The sequence below is a fragment of the Pigmentiphaga litoralis genome (assembly GCF_013408655.1).
Lineage (GTDB): Bacteria > Pseudomonadota > Gammaproteobacteria > Burkholderiales > Burkholderiaceae_B > Pigmentiphaga > Pigmentiphaga litoralis_A.
The window spans coordinates 3,379,597-3,399,743 of the sequence record NZ_JACCBP010000001.1 but is presented as its reverse complement, the minus strand read 5'-3'; the positions used below and the strand labels follow the sequence as shown (position 1 = coordinate 3,399,743).

Here is a 20,147-nt window from a genome sequence, read left to right as displayed (position 1 = left end):
TCGGCACGTCCTGATAGCTGGCAGACACGTATGAGCGAAACCTCCACCAAGCCTTATCTCATCCGCGCGCTGCACGAGTGGTGTACCGATAACGGCTACACCCCGTTCCTCGCGGTCACGGTCGACGAACGCGTCACCGTGCCGCGAGAGCACGTCAAGGATGGCGAGATCGTGCTGAACGTCGGCCGCCTCGCGACCAGCAAGCTCGACCTCGGCAACGAGTACATCGAATTCCAGGCGCGCTTCGGCGGCGTCGCACGCCAGATTTCGGTGCCGGTTGACGCCGTCACCGCGATCTACGCGCGCGAAACCGGCCATGGCATGGCCTTCGAAGCCACGCCGCCCGCCGCCAAGCGTCCGGTCGGCCTGGCCGGCGCCGTGGATGACGACAGCACGTCCAATGCGGCGGATGGCGAGACCGCGGCCGACACGGGTCCACGCCCGGCCCTGGCGGCCGTGCCGGCGCCTGACGACGACACATCGGGTTCAGGCAGCGACGACGACACGGATCCGCCGTCGCCGCCGAGCCCCGACAAGGGTCGTCCTCGCCTGACGGTAATTAAATAGGCCTGCTCGTCCAGGGGTCCGCATTTTCGTGGCTATAATGCTGACCTTGTTGCCGGCTTAGCTCAGTTGGTAGAGCAGCGCACTTGTAATGCGAAGGTCATGGGTTCGACTCCTATAGCCGGCACCACTCGAATGTACGCAGTACCCCAGAAGGCCAGTCAGCAGACTGGCCTTTTGTTCGTCTGGCGTCCTGCCGTGCGCCGTCACACAACCGGTTACCTGCCCGGGCTCAGCTTCAGCCGCCCCACGCCGTAAAGAGAGTAAGAAGTCAGGGCGACTGTCTAACCCCCCCTGAAGAACAACAATCTCTCCACCCCGAGCATCTCTCGATAGCGACTATCGACGTACCGATGGCTCCAGTGGATCACGGTAGTCGAAGAAGCGATCCATGCGCTCCCACGTATCCGACGTCATCGCTGGCAGCCCAGGTGTTGCCGCGTTCCTGCTTGGCCTGTCGATCGCCACCGGCGCCGGCGCCACTGAACCCGTTCCCGGCCCCGTTTCCGTTCCCGCTACCCAGAAGGGGGCCACCTCGGCCGTTGCGGCCCAGACGGTGGATGCCTTTGACCGCCTGTTCCAGGGGCCCCATGCGGGGGCGCGTGCGGTGCATACCAAAGGCATTCTGGCGGAAGGGACTTTCGTGCCCACCGAACAGGCGGCGCTGCTGTCCCGGGCGGTCCACTTTCATGGGCCGGCGATTCCGGTGGTCGTGCGGTTTTCGAATTTTTCAGGGCTGCCCGCCAATGTCGATGGCGACGCGGCAAGCAATCCCCGCGGGATGTCGATCAAGTTTGTGCTGCCGGATGGCGGCGACACCGACATCGTCGCGCATTCGTACAACGGGTTTCCTGCCGCAACGCCAGAAGACTTCCTGGAATTTTTGCGTGTCCTGGGATCCCAGGATGCCAGCCGCATCGACCGGTTCCTGGCAACACACCCCGCAGCGCAAACCTTTGCGGCCGCACCCAACCGGTCGCCGCAAAGTTATGCCCGGGAGTTCTACTACGGCGTCAACGCGTTCCGGTTTACCAACGACGCGGGGGTCAGCCACTACGGCCGCTACCGGCTTGAGCCGATCGCTGGCGCAGCGTACTTGGGACCCACCGACGTGGCCGGCAAATCCCGCGACTACCTTGCCCAGGAATTGCGGCAACGCGTCAGGCAGGAGCCTGCCCGGTTCCGGCTGCTGATCCAGCTTGCGCGGCCTTCCGATCCGGTCAACGACGGGACGATGGTCTGGCCGGACGACAGGACCGTGATCAACGCCGGGACCTTGACGCTGAACCGGACCGTGACCGATGACGCCGCCCGGCAGCGCGCATTGCTGTTCACGCCGTTGAATCTGGTCGGGGGCATTGCGCCGTCGGCGGATCCGATGCTGGTGGCCCGGACCCGGGCCTATCGCGTGTCATTCGAGCGTCGCGTCGGGACCCACGCCGACGAGAAGGATAAATAATGTTCAAACGCATGTCCCGAAAACAGCTTGGGGGGATCCTGGCTGCCCTGGTGCTGATTGGTTCAGCCACCGCTGCGCAGACCCTGACGATCGCCCAGAAAAACCGCCAGTTCGCCAAAGACAAAGTGAGCATCGTGGCCGGCGACACCCTGCGTTTCACGAACGAAGACGAATTCCTGCATCAGATCTACGCGTCGTCGCCAGGCATGAAGTTCGATTCCGATGAACAGGCGCCGGGCGATATCGTCGACGTGAAGTTTCCCAACCCCGGCGAGTTCGACGTTCGCTGCGGCATCCATCCCAGAATGCTTTTGCACGTCAGCGTGAGCAAACCCGCTGCTGCAAAGCGTTGAACGAGGCTATCGCGCCTGACGGCGCCGAGCGTACCTATTATGTCGATCCGTTTGAAAATCCTGGTGGGATGCCTGAGCCTGACGCTGATCACGCTTCTGCTTGGCAGCTTCATGCAGCGGTCCCAACGCGAGCTGGGGTCGATCGCCACACAGATCTATGACGAGACGTTCCTGGCCGTCAACTATTTGCGTGCGTCGCAAAATGGCCTGATCGCCGTCAAGACGTCCTTCATGCAGCAGGCCCTGGAAGCCGCCACCGGAAGCGCGTCGGTGTCGATTCCGCGCGACGTTCCGTCGCTGGCGCCGGCGATCAACGAAGTGCTGGCCGATCTTGAGGTGGCCGGGGACAGGGCCATGTCGCCCGCGGCCAAGGACGCCGCCGCCAGCCTGCGTCAGCGTGTGCAGCGGCTGTCGGATCCCGCGTTGGCGGCCAACCTGTCCCTTGCCGATCTGGACGAGATACAGAACGAGTTCGACACCCTGGTGGAGATCTATGCCGGTGACGGTTTCCGCTACCGGCGAAGTGTCGGGAAACTGATTGCGGAATCCGCAAGGCAGACCTGGATCGCCATCGGCCTGTCGGTGTTGGTGGCCCTGGGTATCACGTATCTGCTGAGCCGTTCCATCGTTCCTGCCGTCCGAAATGCGGTGCGCATCGCGACGTCCATCGCCAGCGGTCAACTCGATAATCACATCGACACCCGCAGCGGAGGCGAGGCGGGCAAGCTGTTGTCGTCACTGGCGGCGATGCAATCGAGCATTGCCGCGAACGTGGCAAGAATCAACGGCTTGATGGCGCAGCAGATGACGGCGCACGCGGGGGAAATCGCGGTGCAGAACGACCGATTCGAAGCCGCGCTGAACAACATGACGCAAGGCCTGTGTCTGTTCGACGAATCGCATCGTCTTATCGTGTTCAACCGTCGCTTTGCCGACATGTTCGGTGTCCCCGAGCTTGGCCTGCTGGCGGACGACATCACCACGGATCCGGAACTGAAGCCCCTGCTCAGCCGCAGTCCGGTCACCGCGCAGTCTCATGATCTGTCGGACGGGCGGGTCATTGCCGTCTCGCGTCAGGAAATCGCGACCGGGGGGTGGGTCGCGACGTACGAAGACATTACCGAGCGCCACAAGATCGAGACCAAATTGGCGCACATGGCGCGCCACGATGCGCTGACCGGCTTGCCGAACCGCGTGCTTTTCCGCGAACACATGGAGCAGACCCTGCGCCAGCAGCCGCGCGAAAAGGGGCTGGCCGTGCTGAGCCTGGATCTGGACGGGTTCAAGAACGTGAACGATTCGTTGGGCCACCCGATGGGGGATGCGCTGCTGCAGGTGGTTGCCGACCGCCTGCGAGACTGCACGCAGGACACCGACCTGGTTGCGCGACTGGGCGGTGATGAATTCGCCGTGATCCAGAAAGAGGTGCCGCAGATGGCCGACACGCGGGCCCTGGCCAGCCGCATTGTCGAGGCCCTGAACAAGCCCTTCGACATTGACTCGCAGCTGATCCAGATCGGCGCCAGCGTGGGTATTGCGACCATCGAAGACGTGGCGGACGCGCAAGGCGCCGTGGCCGGCGAGCTGTTTCTGAAAAGCGCTGACCTGGCGCTCTATCGCGCGAAATCCGAAGGACGCGGCACCTACCGGTTCTTCGAGGCCGAAATGGATGCCTTGCATCAGGCGCGGCGCAACCTGGAAGTCGCCTTGCGGGTGGCCTTGGATCGCGGCGAACTCGAGCTGTTCTATCAGCCCCTGGTCAACACGGCGCACCATGAGATCTCAGGCTTTGAAGCCTTGCTGCGATGGAATCACCCCCAGCGCGGGATCGTGTCGCCGCTGGAATTCATTCCTGTGGCCGAAGAACTGGGGCTGATCAAGAACATTGGACGCTGGGTGCTGCACCAGGCCTGCGCGGAGGCCGCCGGCTGGCCCGAAGCGGTGAAGATTGCCGTGAATCTTTCATCCATCCAGTTCCGCAATCACGACCTGGTCGCGGACGTGGCGAGTGCGCTGAAAACATCCGGTCTGGCGCCTGATCGACTGGAGCTGGAAATCACGGAATCGCTTTTGTTGCAGGACAACGCATCGGTGTTGGCCACGCTGCATCAGCTGCGCAAGTTGGGCGTGAGTATTTCGATGGACGATTTCGGCACGGGTTATTCGTCGCTGAGCTATCTGCAGAAATTTCCGTTCGACAAGATCAAGATCGATCAGTCGTTTATTCAACGCCTGGCGGAACAGGATTCGGTGTCGATCGTGCGCGCCGTGATCAGCCTTGGAAAGTCGCTTGGCATGTCGGTGCTGGCGGAAGGCGTGGAGACCGCCGAACAGCTCAAGGTGCTGCAGGCAGAAGGGTGCTGGGACATCCAGGGCTATCTGGTCAGCCCGCCCAAACCGGCGCTGGACACCATGGGCCTGATCGACCGTTACTGCGTGACCACGACGGCGTAAATGCAGCGCTATCGCGGGTAAAAAGCCGCGCCTTCCCGGCTAGGCCGGCCCGGCCAGCTTCAGCACCTGCTCCAGCAGGTCCGGCAGCGAATACGGCTTGTCGAACACCTTGGCGAAGAGTTCGGGGTGGCGGCGGGCCAGAGCGCCCTGGGCGCCGCTGACCAGGATGATCGGCAGGTCCTGGTATTCCGGACGCGCCTTCAGGTCCTGCGCAAGCTCCAGGCCGGTCATGAGCGGCATCATGAAGTCAGTGATGACCAGCGCAGGCGGTGCGGCCAGAATCAGTTCCAGCGCCATCTTGCCGTGATAAGCGAGCGCAACCTCGTAGCCTTCGTCCTCCAGGGCAAAGGCAAGGACGTCTACAAGCAGGCTCTCGTCATCGACTACCACGATCTTGGTCATAGCGTACCGGCTCCGCCCTACTCGACCCGGGGAGCAGGCGCGCGCAGCTCGTCCACAGAGGGGTTGGAGACGTCGAACTTGCCCCGTACGTGCAATCCGCCCTGACCGACGGCAATTTCGTACATCGACGACGGATAGACGCCGTCGCGGATCTTGAGAATGCCTACGACACGGCGCAGGTCGGCGCCGGCCGGATGCTGCTGCAGCAGCAACAGGTTGTCCACGATGCCGGAGATTTCGGGCGTGGGGCTTTCCGCGCTCAGGCCAAACAGATTGCGCGTTTCCCACGTTGCCAGCAGCGTGACGCCGCGGCCCTTCAGTTCATTGCCCAGCGCCGAAAAAAATTCGACGATGCGCGTCTTGTCGAGAATGGTGCGTTCCAGCGCGCTGTAGCCGTCCACGACGACCCGGCAGGCATTGACGGCCGCCACGGCATCGAGCAGTTCATAGGCAAGCTTGTCGGCCAGACTCTCGGTCAGCGGGCGCCAGAGCAGGGTGACCGCGCCCGAGGCGACCAGCGATTCCAGGTCGATGCCGATCGCCGTGGCCTTGCGCAGCAGGCGCTGGGGCGATTCGGAAAAGCCCAGCATGACGGCGGGCTGTTCGGGCGTGGCGAGCTTGAGGAACGACAGGCCCAACGTGGTCTTGCCGGTGCCCGAGGGCCCCATGGCGAGCGTGACCGAGGCGGCGGGAATGCCGCCGCCGATCAGGTCGTCCAGCCCGTCGACGCCGCTGGCCAGCCGTTCGGGCGGGGCCGCGTCGAGCATGGACGGGTGGGCCAGCAGGGCTTCCAGACGCGGAAAGACGGACATGCCGGTTTGCGTGATGGTGTACTGATGCAGGCCCGCCAGCGCGCCGCTGCCACGGGATTTGGTGACCTGCAGGCGGCGCGAGGTGCGGGCGCCGACATAGTCTTCGTGCAGTTCGATCACGCCATCGACCATAGTGTGTTCGGGGCTGGCGTCGCCGGGCTGGGCGCTGGTCAGCAGCAGGATCGTGCAGCGCGAAAAGGCGGCGTTGGCCTGCAATTCGGCCACGAAGGTCTTGACGTCGAGCGAGTCGTCGGCGGCGTCGCGGGCGGTCAGCAGGCCGTCCACCACCAGCATGGTCGGATTGCGGCGCGCCATTTCCTTGCGCAGCATGGTCACGACGGCGTCGAGTCCTTCGGACCGCAGGGTCTGAAACAGGCTGACATAGGTCATGTTGCTGCCGACGTGCTGGGCGTCGTAGAAGTCCAGCGTCGACAGCGCCTCGAACAGGCGTTCGTGAGATTCGGCCAGCAGCGTCACGTACATGACGCTGTTGCCTTCCCGGGCTTGCGAGAAGGCGACCTGGTTGGCCAGGATGGTCTTGCCTGCGCCGGGGCGGCCGCGCAGGATGTACGACGCCCCTTCGACGAATCCGCCGCACAGGATGTCGTCAAGGCCGGGAACGTTGCTTTTCAGGCGCTTCAAACGGTTCACCACGTCGTCATTCCTCAAACGTCATGCGCGCCGGCGTTGCGGGCATGGGCAATACAGCGTCAAGGGAAGGGCAGCCGCGGCTGGGCGTGCTGCAGGTCCGATGCTTCATGGAAACCTTTGGTCTGGAACGAGTGGGGAGCGCGCCGCCGCGCGGGTCGCCTGGGGTCAACGCGGTGGCGGATCGAATCGGCGCACGCGGGACGGGCGCCGCGACCGGTGCTCATCCGCAAATAGTAGCGTGAGTCCTCACCGCGCTGTCACGCCATTTGGTAACGTCTTTTGGCAGCACGGGTCGGCGCGCGCTATCGAAGCTCGAAGACCGCCTGCTGCACATTTTCCGAATCCAGGCCGATCTGCACCGCGAACTGGCCGGCTTCGGCCACGTGCTGCAGGCGGGCATTGAAGAACTTCAGGTCGTCTTCGTCCAGGGTGAATCTGACCGTGCGGCTTTCGCCGGCCTTCAGCGCCACCTTCCGGAAATCCTTCAGCTCCTTTTCCGGGCGCACCACGGATGCGGCCTCGTCGTGGATGTATAGCTGAAGCACCGTCTCGCCATCGCGCGCGCCCGTATTGCGGACTGTGACGGACGCGTCCAGCTTGCCCTTGCGGGCCATGGCCGGGGCCGACAGCGTGATGGGCGACACGTCAAAGTCGGTGTAGCTCAGGCCATAGCCGAAGGGGTAGAGCGGCCCGTTCTTTTCTTCAAAGTACTGGGAGGTGTAGTTGCCCGGCTTGCCTTCCACGAATGGCCGGCCCACGCGCAGGCGGTTGTAGTACGTGGGAATCTGCCCCACCGACCGCGGGAACGACACCGGCAGCTTGCCCGACGGGTTGTAGTCGCCGAACAGCACGTCGGCAATGGCATGGCCGCCTTCGGTGCCGCTGAACCAGGTTTCGAGCACGGCATCGGCATGGGCCTGTTCCCAGGTCAGTTCAAGCGGGCGGCCGTTCATCAGCACCAGCACCAGCGGCTTGCCCGTGGCCTTGAGCGCTTCCAGCAGCGCGCGCTGGCTGGCGGGAATGTCCAGGCGCGTCCGGCTGGACGATTCGTGCGACATGCCGCGCGATTCGCCCACGGCCGCCACGATCACATCGGCTTCTTCGGCCACCTTGACGGCTTCGGCGATCATGTCGGCGGGCGAGCGCTTGTCCTGGATGATTTCGGGATTGTCGGTATCCAGGTAGTTCAGGTATTCGACGATGCGTTCATCGTTGGTGATGTTGGCGCCGCGCGCGTAGATCACGCGCACCTTGTCGCCGGCCACATCGCGCAGGCCCTGGCGCAGCGTGATCGCCTGCCTGGCGACCCCGGCTGCCGACCAGCTGCCCAGGATGTCCAGCTGCGAGTCGGCCAGCGGGCCGACCAGCGCAATCGTGCCGCTCTTTTTCAGCGGCAGGGTCTGGTTGCGGTTTTCCAGCAGCACCATGGACGCACGCGCCACCTGGCGTGCCGCGGCGCGGTGCAGCCGGCTTTCGGCATTGACGTCGGCCGGATCGTTCGCCGCCACGCCGATACGGCGGTACGGATCGTGGAACAGGCCCATGTCGTATTTCGCGCCCAGCACTTCGCGCACGGCATTGTCGATCTCGCGGATCGACACGGCGCCGGACTTGATCAGCCCGGGCAGTTCCTGCAGGTACAGGGCGTCGTGCATGCTCATGTCGATGCCGGCCTTGATGGCCAGGCGGGCCGCTTCCCGGTTGTCTTGCGCAACGCCGTGGCGCACGAGTTCGGTAATCGCGCCGTGGTCACTGACCGTCACGCCCTTGAAGCCCCAGTCCTTGCGCAGCAGGTCGTGCATCAGCCACGTGTTGGACGTGGCCGGCACGCCGTTGATGGAGTTCAGCGCCACCATCACGCCGCCCGCGCCGGCATCGATCGCGGCGCGATAGGGGGGCAGGTAATCCTGGTACATGCGCATCGGGCTCATGTCGACCGTGTTGTAGTCTCGGCCGCCTTCCACCGCGCCATACAGCGCGAAGTGCTTCACGCTGGCCATCAGGCTGTCGCGATTCGCGGCCGACGTGCCCTGAAAGCCCCGCACTGTCACCTTGGCGATTTCCGACACCAGATGCGGATCTTCGCCAAAGCCTTCCGATGTCCGGCCCCAGCGCGGATCACGCGAGATATCCACCATGGGCGCAAAGGTCATGTCGATGCCGTCGGCGGACGCTTCGATGGCCGACGTGCGCGCGCCCAGGGCAATGGCGTCCATGTCCCAGCTCGACGCCTGCGCCAGGCTGATGGGAAACACCGTGCGATGGCCGTGCACGATGTCGTAGGCAAAAAAGATCGGGATGCCCAGGCGGCTGTGCTTGACCGCGGCGTCTTGCAGCGGCCGGTTTTCGCTGGGGGTGACGGTATTGAACGTGCCGCCGATGCGGCCGGCCGCGATTTCCTGAAGGATGCGCGGCTGGGGCATTTCCGTGCCGATGCTGATCAGGCGCAACTGGCCGATCTTTTCTTCCAGCGTCATCTTCTTGATGAGGCCGGCAATGAAGGCCGGCTTGTTATCGAGCTGCGCGGCAGGCGTGGCGGCCAGGGCGGGAAGGCTGATCAGGCTGGCGACGACGGCCAGCGAACACAACATTTTCATGGGACGGCAATCTCGGGTGGCACGTTGATGCGGTGACGCGGCAGCGACCCCGCAGGCGGTCGGGCGGGCGACGCGTCGAGTGAACCGGCCGCCTGTTTCGTCTTGGCGGCAACCGGACGGGCCCTATTGTAGATGCGCCATCTGGCGAGCGCGTCCTGACCTGCGGAACCGCGCCGGCGCGGCCCCATCTGCTATGGTTTACCCGCGGCAACGGCGCGGCATCGTGATACTTTGCGGGTGGCGGACGGTCGGCTGTCCGCGTTCCATCGCAAATTTCTGGAGATTTCCGTGGTCTTTTCTGCCATCAGCGCTTCCGTGCGTCGTCCTTCAGTACTGACGTCGATAAGCCTTTCATGTCTTGGCCTGTTGCTGGGCGCCGCACAGGCCCATGCCTTCTCGCTGGACGACGTGACTGCCAAAGCCAAGGCGCTGGTGGACAAACCGTACGCCGCGCCGGCCAGCAACCTGCCGCCGGTGTTCAGCCGCATGCAGTTTGCCGACTACATGAAGATCCAGCCGCGCGCCGACAAGGTGGAGTGGAAAGACCTGGATACCCCGTTCAAGCTCAGCTTCTATCACCAGGGCATGCACTTCAACACCCCGGTGCGCATCAGCGAGATCACGCCGCAGGGCGTGCAGGAAATCCGCTACGACCCCGAACGCTTCCATTTTGGCGACCTGCATTTCGACAAGGACCAGACGGCCAGACTGGGCTATGCGGGCTTTCGCGTGCTGTACCCCATCAACCAGAAAGACAAGCAGGACGAGATCATGAGCGTCTTGGGGGCCAGCTATTTCCGGGTGATCGGCAAGGGCCAGGTGTACGGCCTGTCGGCGCGGGGGCTGGCGATGGACACGGCGCTGACCAGCGGCGAAGAATTCCCGGCCTTTCGTGAATTCTGGATCGAGCGACCCAAGCCGCAGGATCGCCAGCTGGTGATCTATGCCTTGATGGACTCGCAGCGCGCCACCGGCGCCTACCGGTTCACGCTGCGCCCGGGTGACGATGCCGTGCTTGATGTGCAGTCGCGCGTGTTCTCGCGCAGCAACGTCAACAAGATCGGCATTGCGCCGCTGACCAGCATGTTCCTGTTCGGGCCGAATCAGCGCACCGACAGCACGCAGAACTACCGTCCGGCCCTGCATGATTCCAATGGCCTGGCGATTCATACCGGCGACGGCGAATGGCTGTGGCGCCCGCTGAACAATCCGCGCGACCTGGCCGTCAGCACCTTTCGCGTCAACCAGCCCAAGGGCTTTGGCCTGCTGCAGCGTGGCCGCGAATTTTCGCGCTACGAAGACCTGAAAGACCGCTACGACCTGCGCCCGAGCGCATGGATCGAGCCGCAAGGCGATTGGGGCAAGGGCCAGGTCGAATTGGTCGAGATCCCGACACCCGACGAAACGAACGACAACATCGTGGCCTTCTGGACGCCCGACGCCAAGCCCGCCAAGGGCCAGCCCATGCAGTACGACTACCGCATGCACTGGACCATGAACGAGCCGGCGCTGATCGACAAGGACATTGCGTATGTGAAGCAGACCCTGCGCACGGCGGGCGAGATCACGCAGGCCAACCTGATCCGCCACCTGGATGGCAGCGTGGGCCTGCTGGTGGACTTCGAAGGCGCGTCGCTGGCCAATCTGCCCGCGGACGCCGCGGTTCGGCCCGTGGTCAGCTACAGCGGCAATGCCGAGATCCTGCACCAGTCGCTGGAACGCAATCCGGTCATTCGCGGCTATCGCATCAACCTGCGCGTGAAGGTGAACGATCCTTCGCAGGCCGTCGAATTGCGTGCGGCCTTGGCGCAGGGCGACAAGGTGCTGAGCGAGACCTGGAGCTACCAGATCCCGCCTAACTCGGTCACCGTGGCGCGGTAACCAGGGCCGATAATGACGGCCCGCTGATCGGCTACAGCAGCCAGTCGATCGGCAGCCACGACAACACCCGGATGGCCAGACCCTTGAGCAATCCGGTTTTCGGTTCCGAGTCGTAGCGCACCTGCTTGCCGTCTTCCCAGGCCAGCCAGTACAGGTCACCCTTGTCGTCCAGCCGCACTTCGTACGAGACCTGCGGAATCTTTTCGTCGAAGGCGGCATGGACGGCGTCGGTCAGCTTCGGGTTGTCGATCACGAAGCCGAGTTCGGTGTTGAGCTTTTCCGATCGCGGGTCGAAGTTGTACGACCCGACGAACATGCGCTTTCGGTCCACCGCAAAGGTCTTGGCGTGCAGGCTGGAACCGGAGCTGCCCAACGGGCCGCCGACATCCGACGTTTCGGTGCCGGGTTGGCGACGCATCTCGTACAGCGTGACTCCCGCTTCGAGCAGGGCCTTGCGGCGCTTGGCATAGCCGGCATGTACCGGCGCCACGTCGGTGGCTTCCAGTGCATTGGTCAGGATGCGCACCTTGACGCGTTCCCGGGCAAGCTGGGTGAACGCTGCCGTTCCCGTCTCCGCCGGCACGAAATACGACGACACCAGGTCCAGGCTTTCCCGCGGCGTATCCAGCAACTGCATGATCCGCGGCATCATCAGCTTGCTGTCGGGGGCCTCGCCCAGGCCCTTGCGCGGATCGTCGCTGATCATCCGCACCTTGCTCCACTGAAATTCGATCTTGCCCTCGTACAACGAGTCGAGCAGGCGCGATTCGTCATTGGCTTTCCGGTAGCGGTTGGCCTGCGGATTGTCTTCGGCAAGCGGCGGCAAGGCCTCTTCGAGCGGCACCGGCTTTTTGGAAGCCAGGATGCGGTCGATGGGATAGGCGGACAGGCTGGCCCAGTACCGGTCGAAGTCTTTCGACATGTCCGGCACGACAGCACCCACGGCAATGACGTCCAGGTCGGCAAACACCACGTCGTCGGTGGCGCCAAAGTACTCGTCGCCGATATTTCGTCCGCCAACGATCGTGGCCTGGTTGTCCACCGTGAACGACTTGTTGTGCATGCGCCGGTTGGCGCGGTCGAAGTGGGTCAGGTAGCCGATGGCCTTGGGCGACCGTACCGAAAAGGGATTGAACAGGCGCACTTCGAAGTTGGGGTGCCGGTCGAGTGCAGCCAGCGCATCGTCCAGGCCCGCGGTGCCGTTGTCGTCCAGCAGCAGGCGCACGCGCACGCCGCGCTCGGCCGCATCATGAAGCGCCCGCAACAGCAGCGTTCCGGTTGCGTCCTTGTGCCAGATGTAGGACTGCACATCGATCGTGCGTTCTGCGCCCTGCACCAGCCGCATCCGGGCGGCAAAGGCGCCGCGCGCGTCCGACAGGGGGCTGATGCCAGTCAGCCCCGGGTTGGCGGAGGCCGCGCCCGCAAGCGATCGGCCAATGCGCGTGCCTGCACCTTCGGCCGCGCTGATGGCCTGCGATTCCTTGCGGCCTTCCTGCGAAGGCAACGCACAGCCACCCAGCGCAAGCACGGCAACCAATACCAGCGCCTTCCACGGCGCGGCGGGGGATCGGCGCCCGGATGCGGGGCGGAAGGTAAGGGCAACGACAGACATGCGTTCAACCTGGAAAGAGGCGTTACAAGGCAGCACCGGCGTGAACACGGGCGGCTACTGCTGGGCTGGATCGTTGTAGCATGAGACAAAGCGCTTACTGATGGGCTACGCCGTTAGGCTGGCCGGTAATTGTCTTGCTATGTATCACCTGCTGTTTCCCATGTATTGGCGTGGCGGCAACGCCTCGCGCGCATTTTCAGAGGCCCAGCGTGATCAGTACCGTTACCCAGAGTTTCATCGGCATGCCTGCCGACCAGGAAGCTCGCCGGCTCGACGCCGTGCGGCGCTATGACATCCTGGATACGCCGCCCGATGGCGCGTTCGATAGCGTCACCGCGCTGGCGGCCCGCCTGCTCGACGTCCCGATCGCGATCATCAGCATCGTCGACACCGATCGCATCTGGTTCAAATCCCACCATGGCCTGGACGTGGAACAGATCCCGCGCGACGCCGGACTTTGCGCGTCGGCGATCCTGCACGACGACGCCTGGGTGCTGACCGACGCCAGATTCGATCCCCGCGCCATGACCAACCCGCTGGTTGCCAGCGAGTTCGGCCTGCGCTTCTACGCTGGCGTGCCGCTGCACACGTCCGACGGCCACAACCTGGGCACCCTGTGCGTGCTGGACAAACGGCCGCGCGGCATCAACCGGGACCAGATCGGCCATTTGTCAGACCTGGCCTCGGTCGTCATGGATCAGCTTGAATTGCGGCTGTCGGCGCGCCGCGCAATCGACACGCTGTCCACCGCGGTGGCCGAAAAGGAAGCTGCGCTGGCCCATGCCGATGTCATGGCGCAGGAAGTCGACCATCGGGTCATGAACAGCCTCCAGCTGATCACCACCATGCTCGAAATCCAGGCCGAAGAAAACGCCGACAACGTGGCTGGGCACGAGATCGGCCGCGCGGCTGGCCGCGTCGCCGCCATTGCGCGCGTGCACCAGCACATCCAGCTGTCGGAAGACTATGAAGGCGTGCAGGCCGTCGAGTACCTGGACCACCTGTGCGAAGACATTTCCGACTTCGTGGGCGGGACCGGCCATGTGCACGTGACCGGGTCGCCCGTCTACCTGTCGACCGACAATCTGGTGTCGCTGGGACTGGTGGTGAACGAACTGGTGATCAATGCGATGAAGCAGGGCGCGCATCACGTGACCGTGTGCCTGGAACCGGTCGAGGGCGGCTTGTGTGAACTCAAGGTGGACGACGACGGCCCCGGCATTGCGAGCAACTTCGACCCGGCGCGGTCCACTGGCATGGGCATGAAGGTCGTATCGTCACTGGCCCGCAGGCTGCGCGCCACCCTGTCGTTCGGGCGAGGGACGGACGGGAAGGGCGCGTCGATCTGCTTGCGGTTTCCGATCGTGCGGGACGCGGCGCCGCGGCGCTGACTGCCTTGGTGCAGTCCTAGCGGAAGCTGCCGCCCACGATGCGGCCCTGGTTATCCAGCTGCGCAAAATAGCGGCTGTTGTTGTTCCGCATTTCCATCGTGGCGATGTCTTGCGGCAGCACCAGCTGCACGTCGGGATACATGCGCCGGAAGCCCGACGGCGTCGGCCGCGTCGCAATGAAATTCTGGAAGGTGCCCATGTTCGACACGTAGCCCCGGATGGGCTGCGGCTCGGCCAGCGAGACATTGCTGCCGCAGGCGGACAACGACAACACGGCCGCAAGTGCGGCGGAAACGAGAAGCAGGCGAGGCATGGCGGCGGGACCTTCTGGCGGGTGGCCTTCGCGCAGGGCGAGGTCGGGTTGGGTCACTGTCGGATGAGTCATTATGCCTGCGCCCCGTGGCGGGGGGAATCGGTCGATGGCGTCGCCGGATGATAGGCGTTCGCGACGGCGTGGATGGTGTCGATCACCACCTGCACGGCCGCGGCCGGACGGGCGCCAGCGAGCAGGATCATGCCGACCGGAGGCATGCGGATCGGCAGGTTCAGGTCCAGGATGCCCAGCATGTGTTGGGCGGCGTAATGCCGGGCAACGTGCAACGGCATTGCCGCAATCGTGTCGCCGCGCGCCAGCAGGATCTGCATCAACAGCAAGGACATGGTCTCGATGCGAGGCATGGGCCGGTGGACCCCATGGGCAAGCAGCATGGCGTCCAGTTCCCGGCGCAGCGGGGCCAGTTCCGGCGGAAGGATCCAGCGCGCATCCACCAGATCCTGAAAACCGATACGTCCGCGCGAAATCAGTGGATGGGTGGCGCTGGCGACCAGGCACACCGGTTCCTCGTACAGCACGTGGTGCGTGAACTGCGTGGAATGGACATCGGTGGTCAGGCGTCCCAGCACCAGGTCCAGTTCGCCCCGCGCCAGCGCAGGCAAGACCGTATCGCTACCGCCTTCCACCAGTGTCACCACCAGGTCGGGCGCGGTCTGCGCCAGCGTGTCCAGCATGCCGGTCACCAGCATGGGAATGGCCACTGGCAAGGCGCCGATCCGGACCCGGCCCGTTGCGCCCCGCGCCATCAGGTGCGCTTCGGCCACCGATTCCCCGACCGAAAATAGCAGCTGGCGCGCCCAACGGATGGCCGATGCGCCTGCCTCGGTCGGCGTAATGCCCCGGGGGTGCCGGTCGAACAGACGCGTGCGATACAGGGTTTCGATTTCCTGCAGCAGCTTGCTGGCGGCAGGCTGGGTCAGGTTCAGCCGGGGCGCGGCGTGATGGATATTCTGCGTTTCGCCCAAGGCGTCCAGCAATTCGAGATGCCGCAGCCGAAGGCGGGACAACATGCGCGAGTCGAGCTGCGGGTGCATGAACACGCCCTCCGGAATTCCTGACGGTTATCGATGGATCAGCATAATTCATTAGTGGGGAATATCGATGCGCCACATACTTTTCACGAGCCTTTCAAGGAGCGACTCGTGAAAATCACCATGCTGGGCACTGGCGCCGCACTGCCCGATCCCGACCGCGGCCAGTCCGCCATTCTTATTTCCCTCGACTCTGGCAAACACTATCTGTTCGACTGCGGCGAAGGCGCGACGCGCCAGATGGTGCGCGCCAACGTCAATCCGGCCGATGTTGGCGTGGTGTTCCTGACCCATTTGCACCACGACCATATTGGCGACTTTCCCTACTTTGTCATTTCGAGCTGGATGATGAACCGCAAGGGATCGCCGGTGCTGCTTGGGCCCAGAGGCACGCGCAACTTTGCCCGGCATCTGTTCGAAGACGGCGCATTCCACACAGACTTCGCGGCGCGGTCGGCGTATCCCCTGCGCCAGGCGAACATCGAAGCCGTGCGGCCCGACGTGCGGGAGATTTCCCCCGGGATGGTATATCAGGACGACGAAGTAAAAATCCACGCCTTGCATGTGGACCACATCCCCGAGCACATCTGCGAATGCTTCGGCGTTCGTTTCGAAGCGGAAGGCAAGGTGGTGGCGTTCAGCGGGGACACCAAACCGTGCGACGCCATGGTCGAACTGGCGCGCGATGCCGACCTGATGATCCACGAATGCACCTTTCCGGAATCCTTCATTGCACACCGTGCCAAGACGGGCGTCGGCATCTATGCCCACACCAGTCCGACCGAACTGGGTGTGATCGCGGCCCGGGCGGGCGCAAAGAGCGTGGTGGCCACGCACTTTGGCCATTTCGATTCGACAAGCCCGGTGCTCAAGCGCGCCGCCGGTCACCACCTGCCGGTGGACCTGATGGGCCCGCATCTGATGGACGAGGTGGCGGCCGACATTCGCAAGAACTATCACGGGCCGCTGCGCCTGGCGCATGACCTGATGCGCATCGATCTGTAGACCGCAAGCGGTTGGGTCTGCCTTGCTGCATTGTCCGGTTGCCGCGCGCGCTCGCGTGTCATCCGCCCTTCGTCATCTTCGGGAGTCGTCATGAAGCCATGTTCATTGCCCCGCGTGCTCGCCTGCGCGGCAGGCATCGCGATCAGTGCTGTCGCAACTGCTGCCCTGGCCGACTGGCCTGAGCGGCCCGTGCGCGTCATCATTCCCTATGCCGCCGGCGCGGCGGGCGACATTGCGTTTCGCGCCTTGTCGCCTGCGCTGTCGGCAAGCCTGGGGCAGCCGGTCGTCATCGACTACAAGGCGGGGGCCGGCGGCAATATCGGCACGGCCGAAACCGCGCGCGCCAAGCCCGACGGCTACACGCTGGTGCTGGGTGCCACCAACAACTTCGTCATCAACCAGTACCTGTACAAGGACATGGCGTTCGACCCGCTCAAGGATCTGGTGCCAGTGACGCGGGTCGCCGACGTGCCGTCCGTGCTGTTCGTCAATGCATCGGTGCCTGCCACGTCGTATCGCGAATTCGCGGCGTACGCCAAGGCGCATCCGGGCAAGCTGAACTATGGATCGCCCGGAGCGGGCACGGCTCCGCATCTGTCGGCGTTCGCCTTGTCGAATGCCATGGGCGCGGCCATGGTGCACGTGCCGTACAAAGGCGCGCAGCCGGGTGTGACGGGGCTGCTGGCAAATGATGTGCAGATGTTCCTGGTGGGCTATGGCGTAGCGGGTGCGCATCTGGCGTCCGGCCGAATTCGTGCGCTGGCGGTGGCGGGCACCCAGCGGCTGCGGGCCTTGCCCGACGTGCCGACCTTGGCGCAAGCCGGTGCTCCCGACGGCGTCTTGAGCAACTGGTGGGGGCTGGCGGCGCCACGGGGCACGCCGCCCGCCGTGATCCAGAAGCTGGCGGATGCGGTGCGGCAGGCCAGGCACGATCCCAAGGTCCGTGACACGCTGGAGGCCCAGGGCTTCGTGCTGCCCGACGACACCCCCGCCACGTTTGCCGCCCAACTCGTGCATGAGGCCGCGGCCTGGCGGGACATCGTCGCCAGGTCGGGGGCAACGGTGGAATAGCGACCGGGGCCGGGGGGCGGGTGGCGGGGTCGCTAGGGTAAACTCGAAGGCCCCCTCCAGGGCGCTGCCTGGCGTGCCCGGGCCTGGTCCCTACCAGGCGTCGGTCTGCCGCCAGGCCACCCGCAGCACGCAGTGACCCATGCGCATCCGTCCCGAATCCGTCGCCTTCATTTTCCTTCTTGCGGTGCTGTCCGCGTTGCCCGCGCTGGCAACCGACATGTCCTTGCCGGCACTGACGCAAATCGGTGCGTCGCTGCAGGTGTCGCCGTCGCGCGCGGCGCTGACGTTGAGTGTCTTCCTGGTCGGCTTTGCCATCGCGCCCATCGCGTACGGGCCTCTGGCGGACCGGTACGGGCGGCGGCCGGTGCTGCTGTTTGGCAGCACGCTGTTCACGCTGGCCAGCGCGGCCTGCGCCATGGCGCCGACGCTGGAAGCGCTGCTGGCGTTTCGCGCGATTCAGGGCGTGGGGGCGGGGGCCGGCATGGTCATGTCGCTGACGATTGTGCGGGATCTGTTCGAAGGCCAGTTCGCGCGGGCGCGGCTGTCGTATGTGGCCACAGTGCGCATCGTGGCGCCCATGATTGCGCCCACCCTGGGCGGCTGGGTGCTGGTGATGTTCGACTGGCGCGCCATCTACGTGTTCATGACGATTGCCGGGGCGGTCGTGACGCTGGCGGTGTACCTGGGCCTGCCCGAGAGCCGGCCGGCATCAACGATGCTCAAGAGCCTGTCGATCCCTGCGCTGGCCAAGACCTACAAACGCGTGATCAGCCACCCAGTGGCGTTCGGCAACGCCGCCGTGAATGCGCTGACCTTTGGCTGCCAGTTTGCGTACATCACCGGGTCGCCTTTGCTGATGATGGAAACGTTGGGCATGTCGGCGCAGGGCTTCGGCCTGGTGTTTGCCGGGACGGCGTTCGGCATCATGCTGGCGTCCATCCTGAACGGCCGGCTGAACACCCGTGGCGTGTCGCCGCACCGCTTGCTGAAAGTCGGGCTGGGCTTGTCGAGCGGGACGTCACTGGTGCTGGCCGTCATGGCCTTTACCAACACCTTGCCGCTGGGCCTGCTGATCCCGGTCTTGATGGCGAACACGTTTTCGTTCGGGTTGATTGCGCCCAATGCATCGCACGCGGCAGTCGAGCCGGTGCCGGAAGCGGGTGGGGTCGCGTCGGGCGTGGTGGGGGCGCTGATGATGAGTGTGGGCGCCGTGTCCGGCTCGCTCGTCACGTTTTTCTATGATGGCCACACGGCCCGCGCCATGATGGGCGTGATGCTGGCGTGCGCACTGCTGGCGCTGAGCATCTATACGTTCTGGGTTCGCCCACACGACAAACGGTGGCGGGCGACGAAGGCGGCAGCGCCGGCGGCGCGATAGGGCGGGGTCAGCGGGGCCGATGTGTAGCGGGGGCACCTTGCAGAAGACCGCTGGGTTGCAGGTGCGTCTTGCAGCAGGGGCCACCGCGTAGCAGGCCGGTCAGCCGACTGCGCGCCGCGGGCTACCGCAGGACGAATCCGCCCACCTTGCCATCCCGCGCCACATTCAGCGTCGCGATGATGTCGTCGCCGTTGTCCTTGAACGAGATCTTCCACAAGGAAAACTCGTAGCCCTGCTGCTGATATTGCGTCAGGCGGTCGGCGGTGTAGCCGGCCTGCAGGCGCGGGCTCAGCTGGGTCGACACGGCGTCAAACGCCGCCTTGTCCAGCTTGCCGAAGTTCGCGTTCCCCAAGCCCACGAACTGCTGATAGTCCTTGGCCTGGATCGCCGCAAGCAAAGACATGACGATGCGGTCTTCCAGCTGCGGCGTGATGGTCACGGGCGCGCCGGTGGAGGAGGACGCCGCGGACGACCCCGAAGACGACCCCGACGTCGACCCGGCAGCAGGCGCTGCCGCCGCAGGGGACCGGGCCGCCTGCGCCGCGAACGCCGAAGCGGAGACCAGGCAAGCGCCGGCAAGAAGGCAAGCACTCACAGCGCCGCGCAGGGGACTCATCATTCTTTTCCTTCGGACAGTTGTCGCGCGGCAATCCGCCGCAGGCACTCATGCGCCGTGCCGATCACCACGTGCGCACTGCTGCACGCCAGCATCAGGTTCAGATTCAGGCCGAAGTCCTCGACCAGCATGCCCGCGTCGTCGATCTGCGGGCCGTGCAGCACGGGGTCCGTTTCGGCCCACTGCTCGACCAGATTGCGGGGCTCGCTGGTGTAGACCCAGATCTGTTTGCCCAGCGCCGCCGCATAGCCCACCTCGAACGCCGTGCCCGAGTCCGGCTCGCGTCCGCGAAACGGATTCAGGTTGGCCATGATGGCGTCGCAGTCGCGGATCATGGCCACGTTCGCCTCGTAGATCGCGCGCGCGGCATCCCGGCCTGACAGCTCGGCCTTCAATTCGTTATCGAGCGGAAAACACCCGGTCAGGCCCAGCTCGGTGCACAGGGTCTGCAGGCTGCGGCCGAACGCCGCCGCATCGGGCCGAAACACATCGGGGCCGGCAAGATAGATTTTCATGCCGGTCTCCGGATGTAGACG

The 20,147-nt window shown here is 64.7% G+C and carries 17 protein-coding genes and 1 tRNA gene; 10 read left to right on the top strand and 8 right to left on the bottom strand.

What is annotated here, in order from left to right; translation table 11 throughout:
• Positions 1-30 precede the first annotated feature (30 nt).
• From HD883_RS15370 to HD883_RS15350, 5 genes are all read left to right on the top strand, one after another.
• The gene (locus HD883_RS15370) at positions 31-567 is read left to right on the top strand and encodes a ClpXP protease specificity-enhancing factor (protein WP_179583905.1); all 537 of its coding nucleotides are present in this window, start codon (positions 31-33) and stop codon (positions 565-567) included.
• Between the two features lie 51 nt (positions 568-618).
• Positions 619-694, top strand: a tRNA-Thr gene (locus HD883_RS15365).
• Between the two features lie 261 nt (positions 695-955).
• The gene (locus HD883_RS15360) at positions 956-2,023 is read left to right on the top strand and encodes a catalase family peroxidase (RefSeq protein WP_179583907.1); all 1,068 of its coding nucleotides are present in this window, start codon (positions 956-958) and stop codon (positions 2,021-2,023) included.
• Positions 2,023-2,376 (top strand): hypothetical protein, encoded by a 354-nt coding sequence (locus tag HD883_RS15355; protein WP_179583909.1) that lies wholly within the window; start codon positions 2,023-2,025, stop codon positions 2,374-2,376. Before HD883_RS15360 ends, HD883_RS15355 begins: the two co-directional genes overlap by 1 nt.
• Positions 2,377-2,415: 39 nt before the next feature.
• Positions 2,416-4,830, top strand: a complete 2,415-nt coding sequence (locus tag HD883_RS15350; protein WP_179583911.1) for a putative bifunctional diguanylate cyclase/phosphodiesterase — start codon at positions 2,416-2,418, stop codon at positions 4,828-4,830.
• Between the two features lie 39 nt (positions 4,831-4,869).
• Here HD883_RS15350 and HD883_RS15345 read toward each other — a convergent pair whose 3' ends face one another.
• From HD883_RS15345 to bglX, 3 genes are all read right to left on the bottom strand, one after another.
• The gene (locus HD883_RS15345; RefSeq protein WP_179583913.1) at positions 4,870-5,232 is read right to left on the bottom strand and encodes a response regulator; all 363 of its coding nucleotides are present in this window, start codon (positions 5,230-5,232) and stop codon (positions 4,870-4,872) included.
• 17 nt (positions 5,233-5,249) lie between these two features.
• A complete protein-coding gene (locus HD883_RS15340) occupies positions 5,250-6,698 on the bottom strand; it encodes an RAD55 family ATPase (RefSeq protein ID WP_373563376.1) in 1,449 nt (482 codons plus the stop codon).
• Positions 6,699-6,997: 299 nt separating this feature from the next.
• Entirely contained in the window at positions 6,998-9,286 is a 2,289-nt protein-coding gene (gene bglX / locus HD883_RS15335) for a beta-glucosidase BglX (protein WP_218863379.1), read from the bottom strand.
• A gap of 294 nt (positions 9,287-9,580) precedes the next feature.
• On the opposite strand from bglX, the gene HD883_RS15330 reads away from it, so the two are divergent.
• Positions 9,581-11,173 (top strand): glucan biosynthesis protein G, encoded by a 1,593-nt coding sequence (locus HD883_RS15330; RefSeq protein ID WP_373563375.1) that lies wholly within the window; start codon positions 9,581-9,583, stop codon positions 11,171-11,173.
• Between the two features lie 31 nt (positions 11,174-11,204).
• On the opposite strand, the gene HD883_RS15325 is transcribed toward HD883_RS15330, so the two are convergent.
• A complete protein-coding gene (locus tag HD883_RS15325) occupies positions 11,205-12,785 on the bottom strand; it encodes a phospholipase D family protein (protein ID WP_179583917.1) in 1,581 nt (526 codons plus the stop codon).
• 209 nt (positions 12,786-12,994) lie between these two features.
• Between HD883_RS15325 and HD883_RS15320 the strand changes: the two genes are divergently transcribed.
• Entirely contained in the window at positions 12,995-14,176 is a 1,182-nt protein-coding gene (locus HD883_RS15320) for a sensor histidine kinase (protein WP_179583928.1), read from the top strand.
• 16 nt (positions 14,177-14,192) lie between these two features.
• Here HD883_RS15320 and HD883_RS15315 read toward each other — a convergent pair whose 3' ends face one another.
• Together HD883_RS15315 and HD883_RS15310 are read right to left on the bottom strand one after the other, a co-directional pair.
• Complete coding sequence (locus HD883_RS15315) at positions 14,193-14,561, bottom strand: hypothetical protein (protein WP_218863130.1); 369 nt, start codon at positions 14,559-14,561, stop codon at positions 14,193-14,195.
• Positions 14,561-15,520 (bottom strand): LysR family transcriptional regulator, encoded by a 960-nt coding sequence (locus HD883_RS15310; RefSeq protein WP_179583930.1) that lies wholly within the window; start codon positions 15,518-15,520, stop codon positions 14,561-14,563. The genes HD883_RS15315 and HD883_RS15310 overlap by 1 nt, the downstream gene beginning before the upstream one ends.
• A gap of 132 nt (positions 15,521-15,652) precedes the next feature.
• On the opposite strand from HD883_RS15310, the gene HD883_RS15305 reads away from it, so the two are divergent.
• From HD883_RS15305 to HD883_RS15295, 3 genes are all read left to right on the top strand, one after another.
• Entirely contained in the window at positions 15,653-16,546 is an 894-nt protein-coding gene (locus HD883_RS15305) for an MBL fold metallo-hydrolase (protein ID WP_179583932.1), read from the top strand.
• A gap of 90 nt (positions 16,547-16,636) precedes the next feature.
• On the top strand, positions 16,637-17,617 hold the full coding sequence (locus HD883_RS15300; RefSeq protein ID WP_179583934.1) for a Bug family tripartite tricarboxylate transporter substrate binding protein: 981 nt from the start codon (positions 16,637-16,639) through the stop codon (positions 17,615-17,617).
• A gap of 139 nt (positions 17,618-17,756) precedes the next feature.
• Complete coding sequence (locus HD883_RS15295; RefSeq protein ID WP_179583936.1) at positions 17,757-18,995, top strand: multidrug effflux MFS transporter; 1,239 nt, start codon at positions 17,757-17,759, stop codon at positions 18,993-18,995.
• A 121-nt stretch (positions 18,996-19,116) separates the two neighbouring features.
• On the opposite strand, the gene HD883_RS15290 is transcribed toward HD883_RS15295, so the two are convergent.
• Together HD883_RS15290 and HD883_RS15285 are read right to left on the bottom strand one after the other, a co-directional pair.
• Positions 19,117-19,611 carry a hypothetical protein gene (locus tag HD883_RS15290; protein ID WP_179583938.1) on the bottom strand — a complete coding sequence of 165 codons (495 nt, stop codon included), beginning with the start codon at positions 19,609-19,611 and terminating at the stop codon, positions 19,117-19,119.
• On the bottom strand, positions 19,611-20,126 hold the full coding sequence (locus HD883_RS15285) for a nucleoside 2-deoxyribosyltransferase (RefSeq protein WP_179583940.1): 516 nt from the start codon (positions 20,124-20,126) through the stop codon (positions 19,611-19,613). The genes HD883_RS15290 and HD883_RS15285 overlap by 1 nt, the downstream gene beginning before the upstream one ends.
• Positions 20,127-20,147 lie beyond the last annotated feature (21 nt).

Excerpts from the sequence above, each read along its gene's own strand:
- HD883_RS15370 (WP_179583905.1), top strand. The coding sequence starts at position 31 with ATGAGCGAAACCTCCACCAAGCCTTATCTCATCCGCGCGCTGCACGAG.
- HD883_RS15360 (WP_179583907.1), top strand. The coding sequence starts at position 956 with ATGCGCTCCCACGTATCCGACGTCATCGCTGGCAGCCCAGGTGTTGCC.
- HD883_RS15355 (WP_179583909.1), top strand. The coding sequence starts at position 2,023 with ATGTTCAAACGCATGTCCCGAAAACAGCTTGGGGGGATCCTGGCTGCC.
- HD883_RS15350 (WP_179583911.1), top strand. The coding sequence starts at position 2,416 with ATGTCGATCCGTTTGAAAATCCTGGTGGGATGCCTGAGCCTGACGCTG.
- HD883_RS15345 (WP_179583913.1), bottom strand. The coding sequence starts at position 5,232 with ATGACCAAGATCGTGGTAGTCGATGACGAGAGCCTGCTTGTAGACGTC.
- bglX (WP_218863379.1), bottom strand. The coding sequence starts at position 9,286 with ATGTTGTGTTCGCTGGCCGTCGTCGCCAGCCTGATCAGCCTTCCCGCC.
- HD883_RS15325 (WP_179583917.1), bottom strand. The coding sequence starts at position 12,785 with ATGTCTGTCGTTGCCCTTACCTTCCGCCCCGCATCCGGGCGCCGATCC.
- HD883_RS15315 (WP_218863130.1), bottom strand. The coding sequence starts at position 14,561 with ATGACTCATCCGACAGTGACCCAACCCGACCTCGCCCTGCGCGAAGGC.
- HD883_RS15310 (WP_179583930.1), bottom strand. The coding sequence starts at position 15,520 with ATGTTGTCCCGCCTTCGGCTGCGGCATCTCGAATTGCTGGACGCCTTG.
- HD883_RS15300 (WP_179583934.1), top strand. The coding sequence starts at position 16,637 with ATGAAGCCATGTTCATTGCCCCGCGTGCTCGCCTGCGCGGCAGGCATC.
- HD883_RS15295 (WP_179583936.1), top strand. The coding sequence starts at position 17,757 with ATGCGCATCCGTCCCGAATCCGTCGCCTTCATTTTCCTTCTTGCGGTG.
- HD883_RS15290 (WP_179583938.1), bottom strand. The coding sequence starts at position 19,611 with ATGAGTCCCCTGCGCGGCGCTGTGAGTGCTTGCCTTCTTGCCGGCGCT.
- HD883_RS15285 (WP_179583940.1), bottom strand. The coding sequence starts at position 20,126 with ATGAAAATCTATCTTGCCGGCCCCGATGTGTTTCGGCCCGATGCGGCG.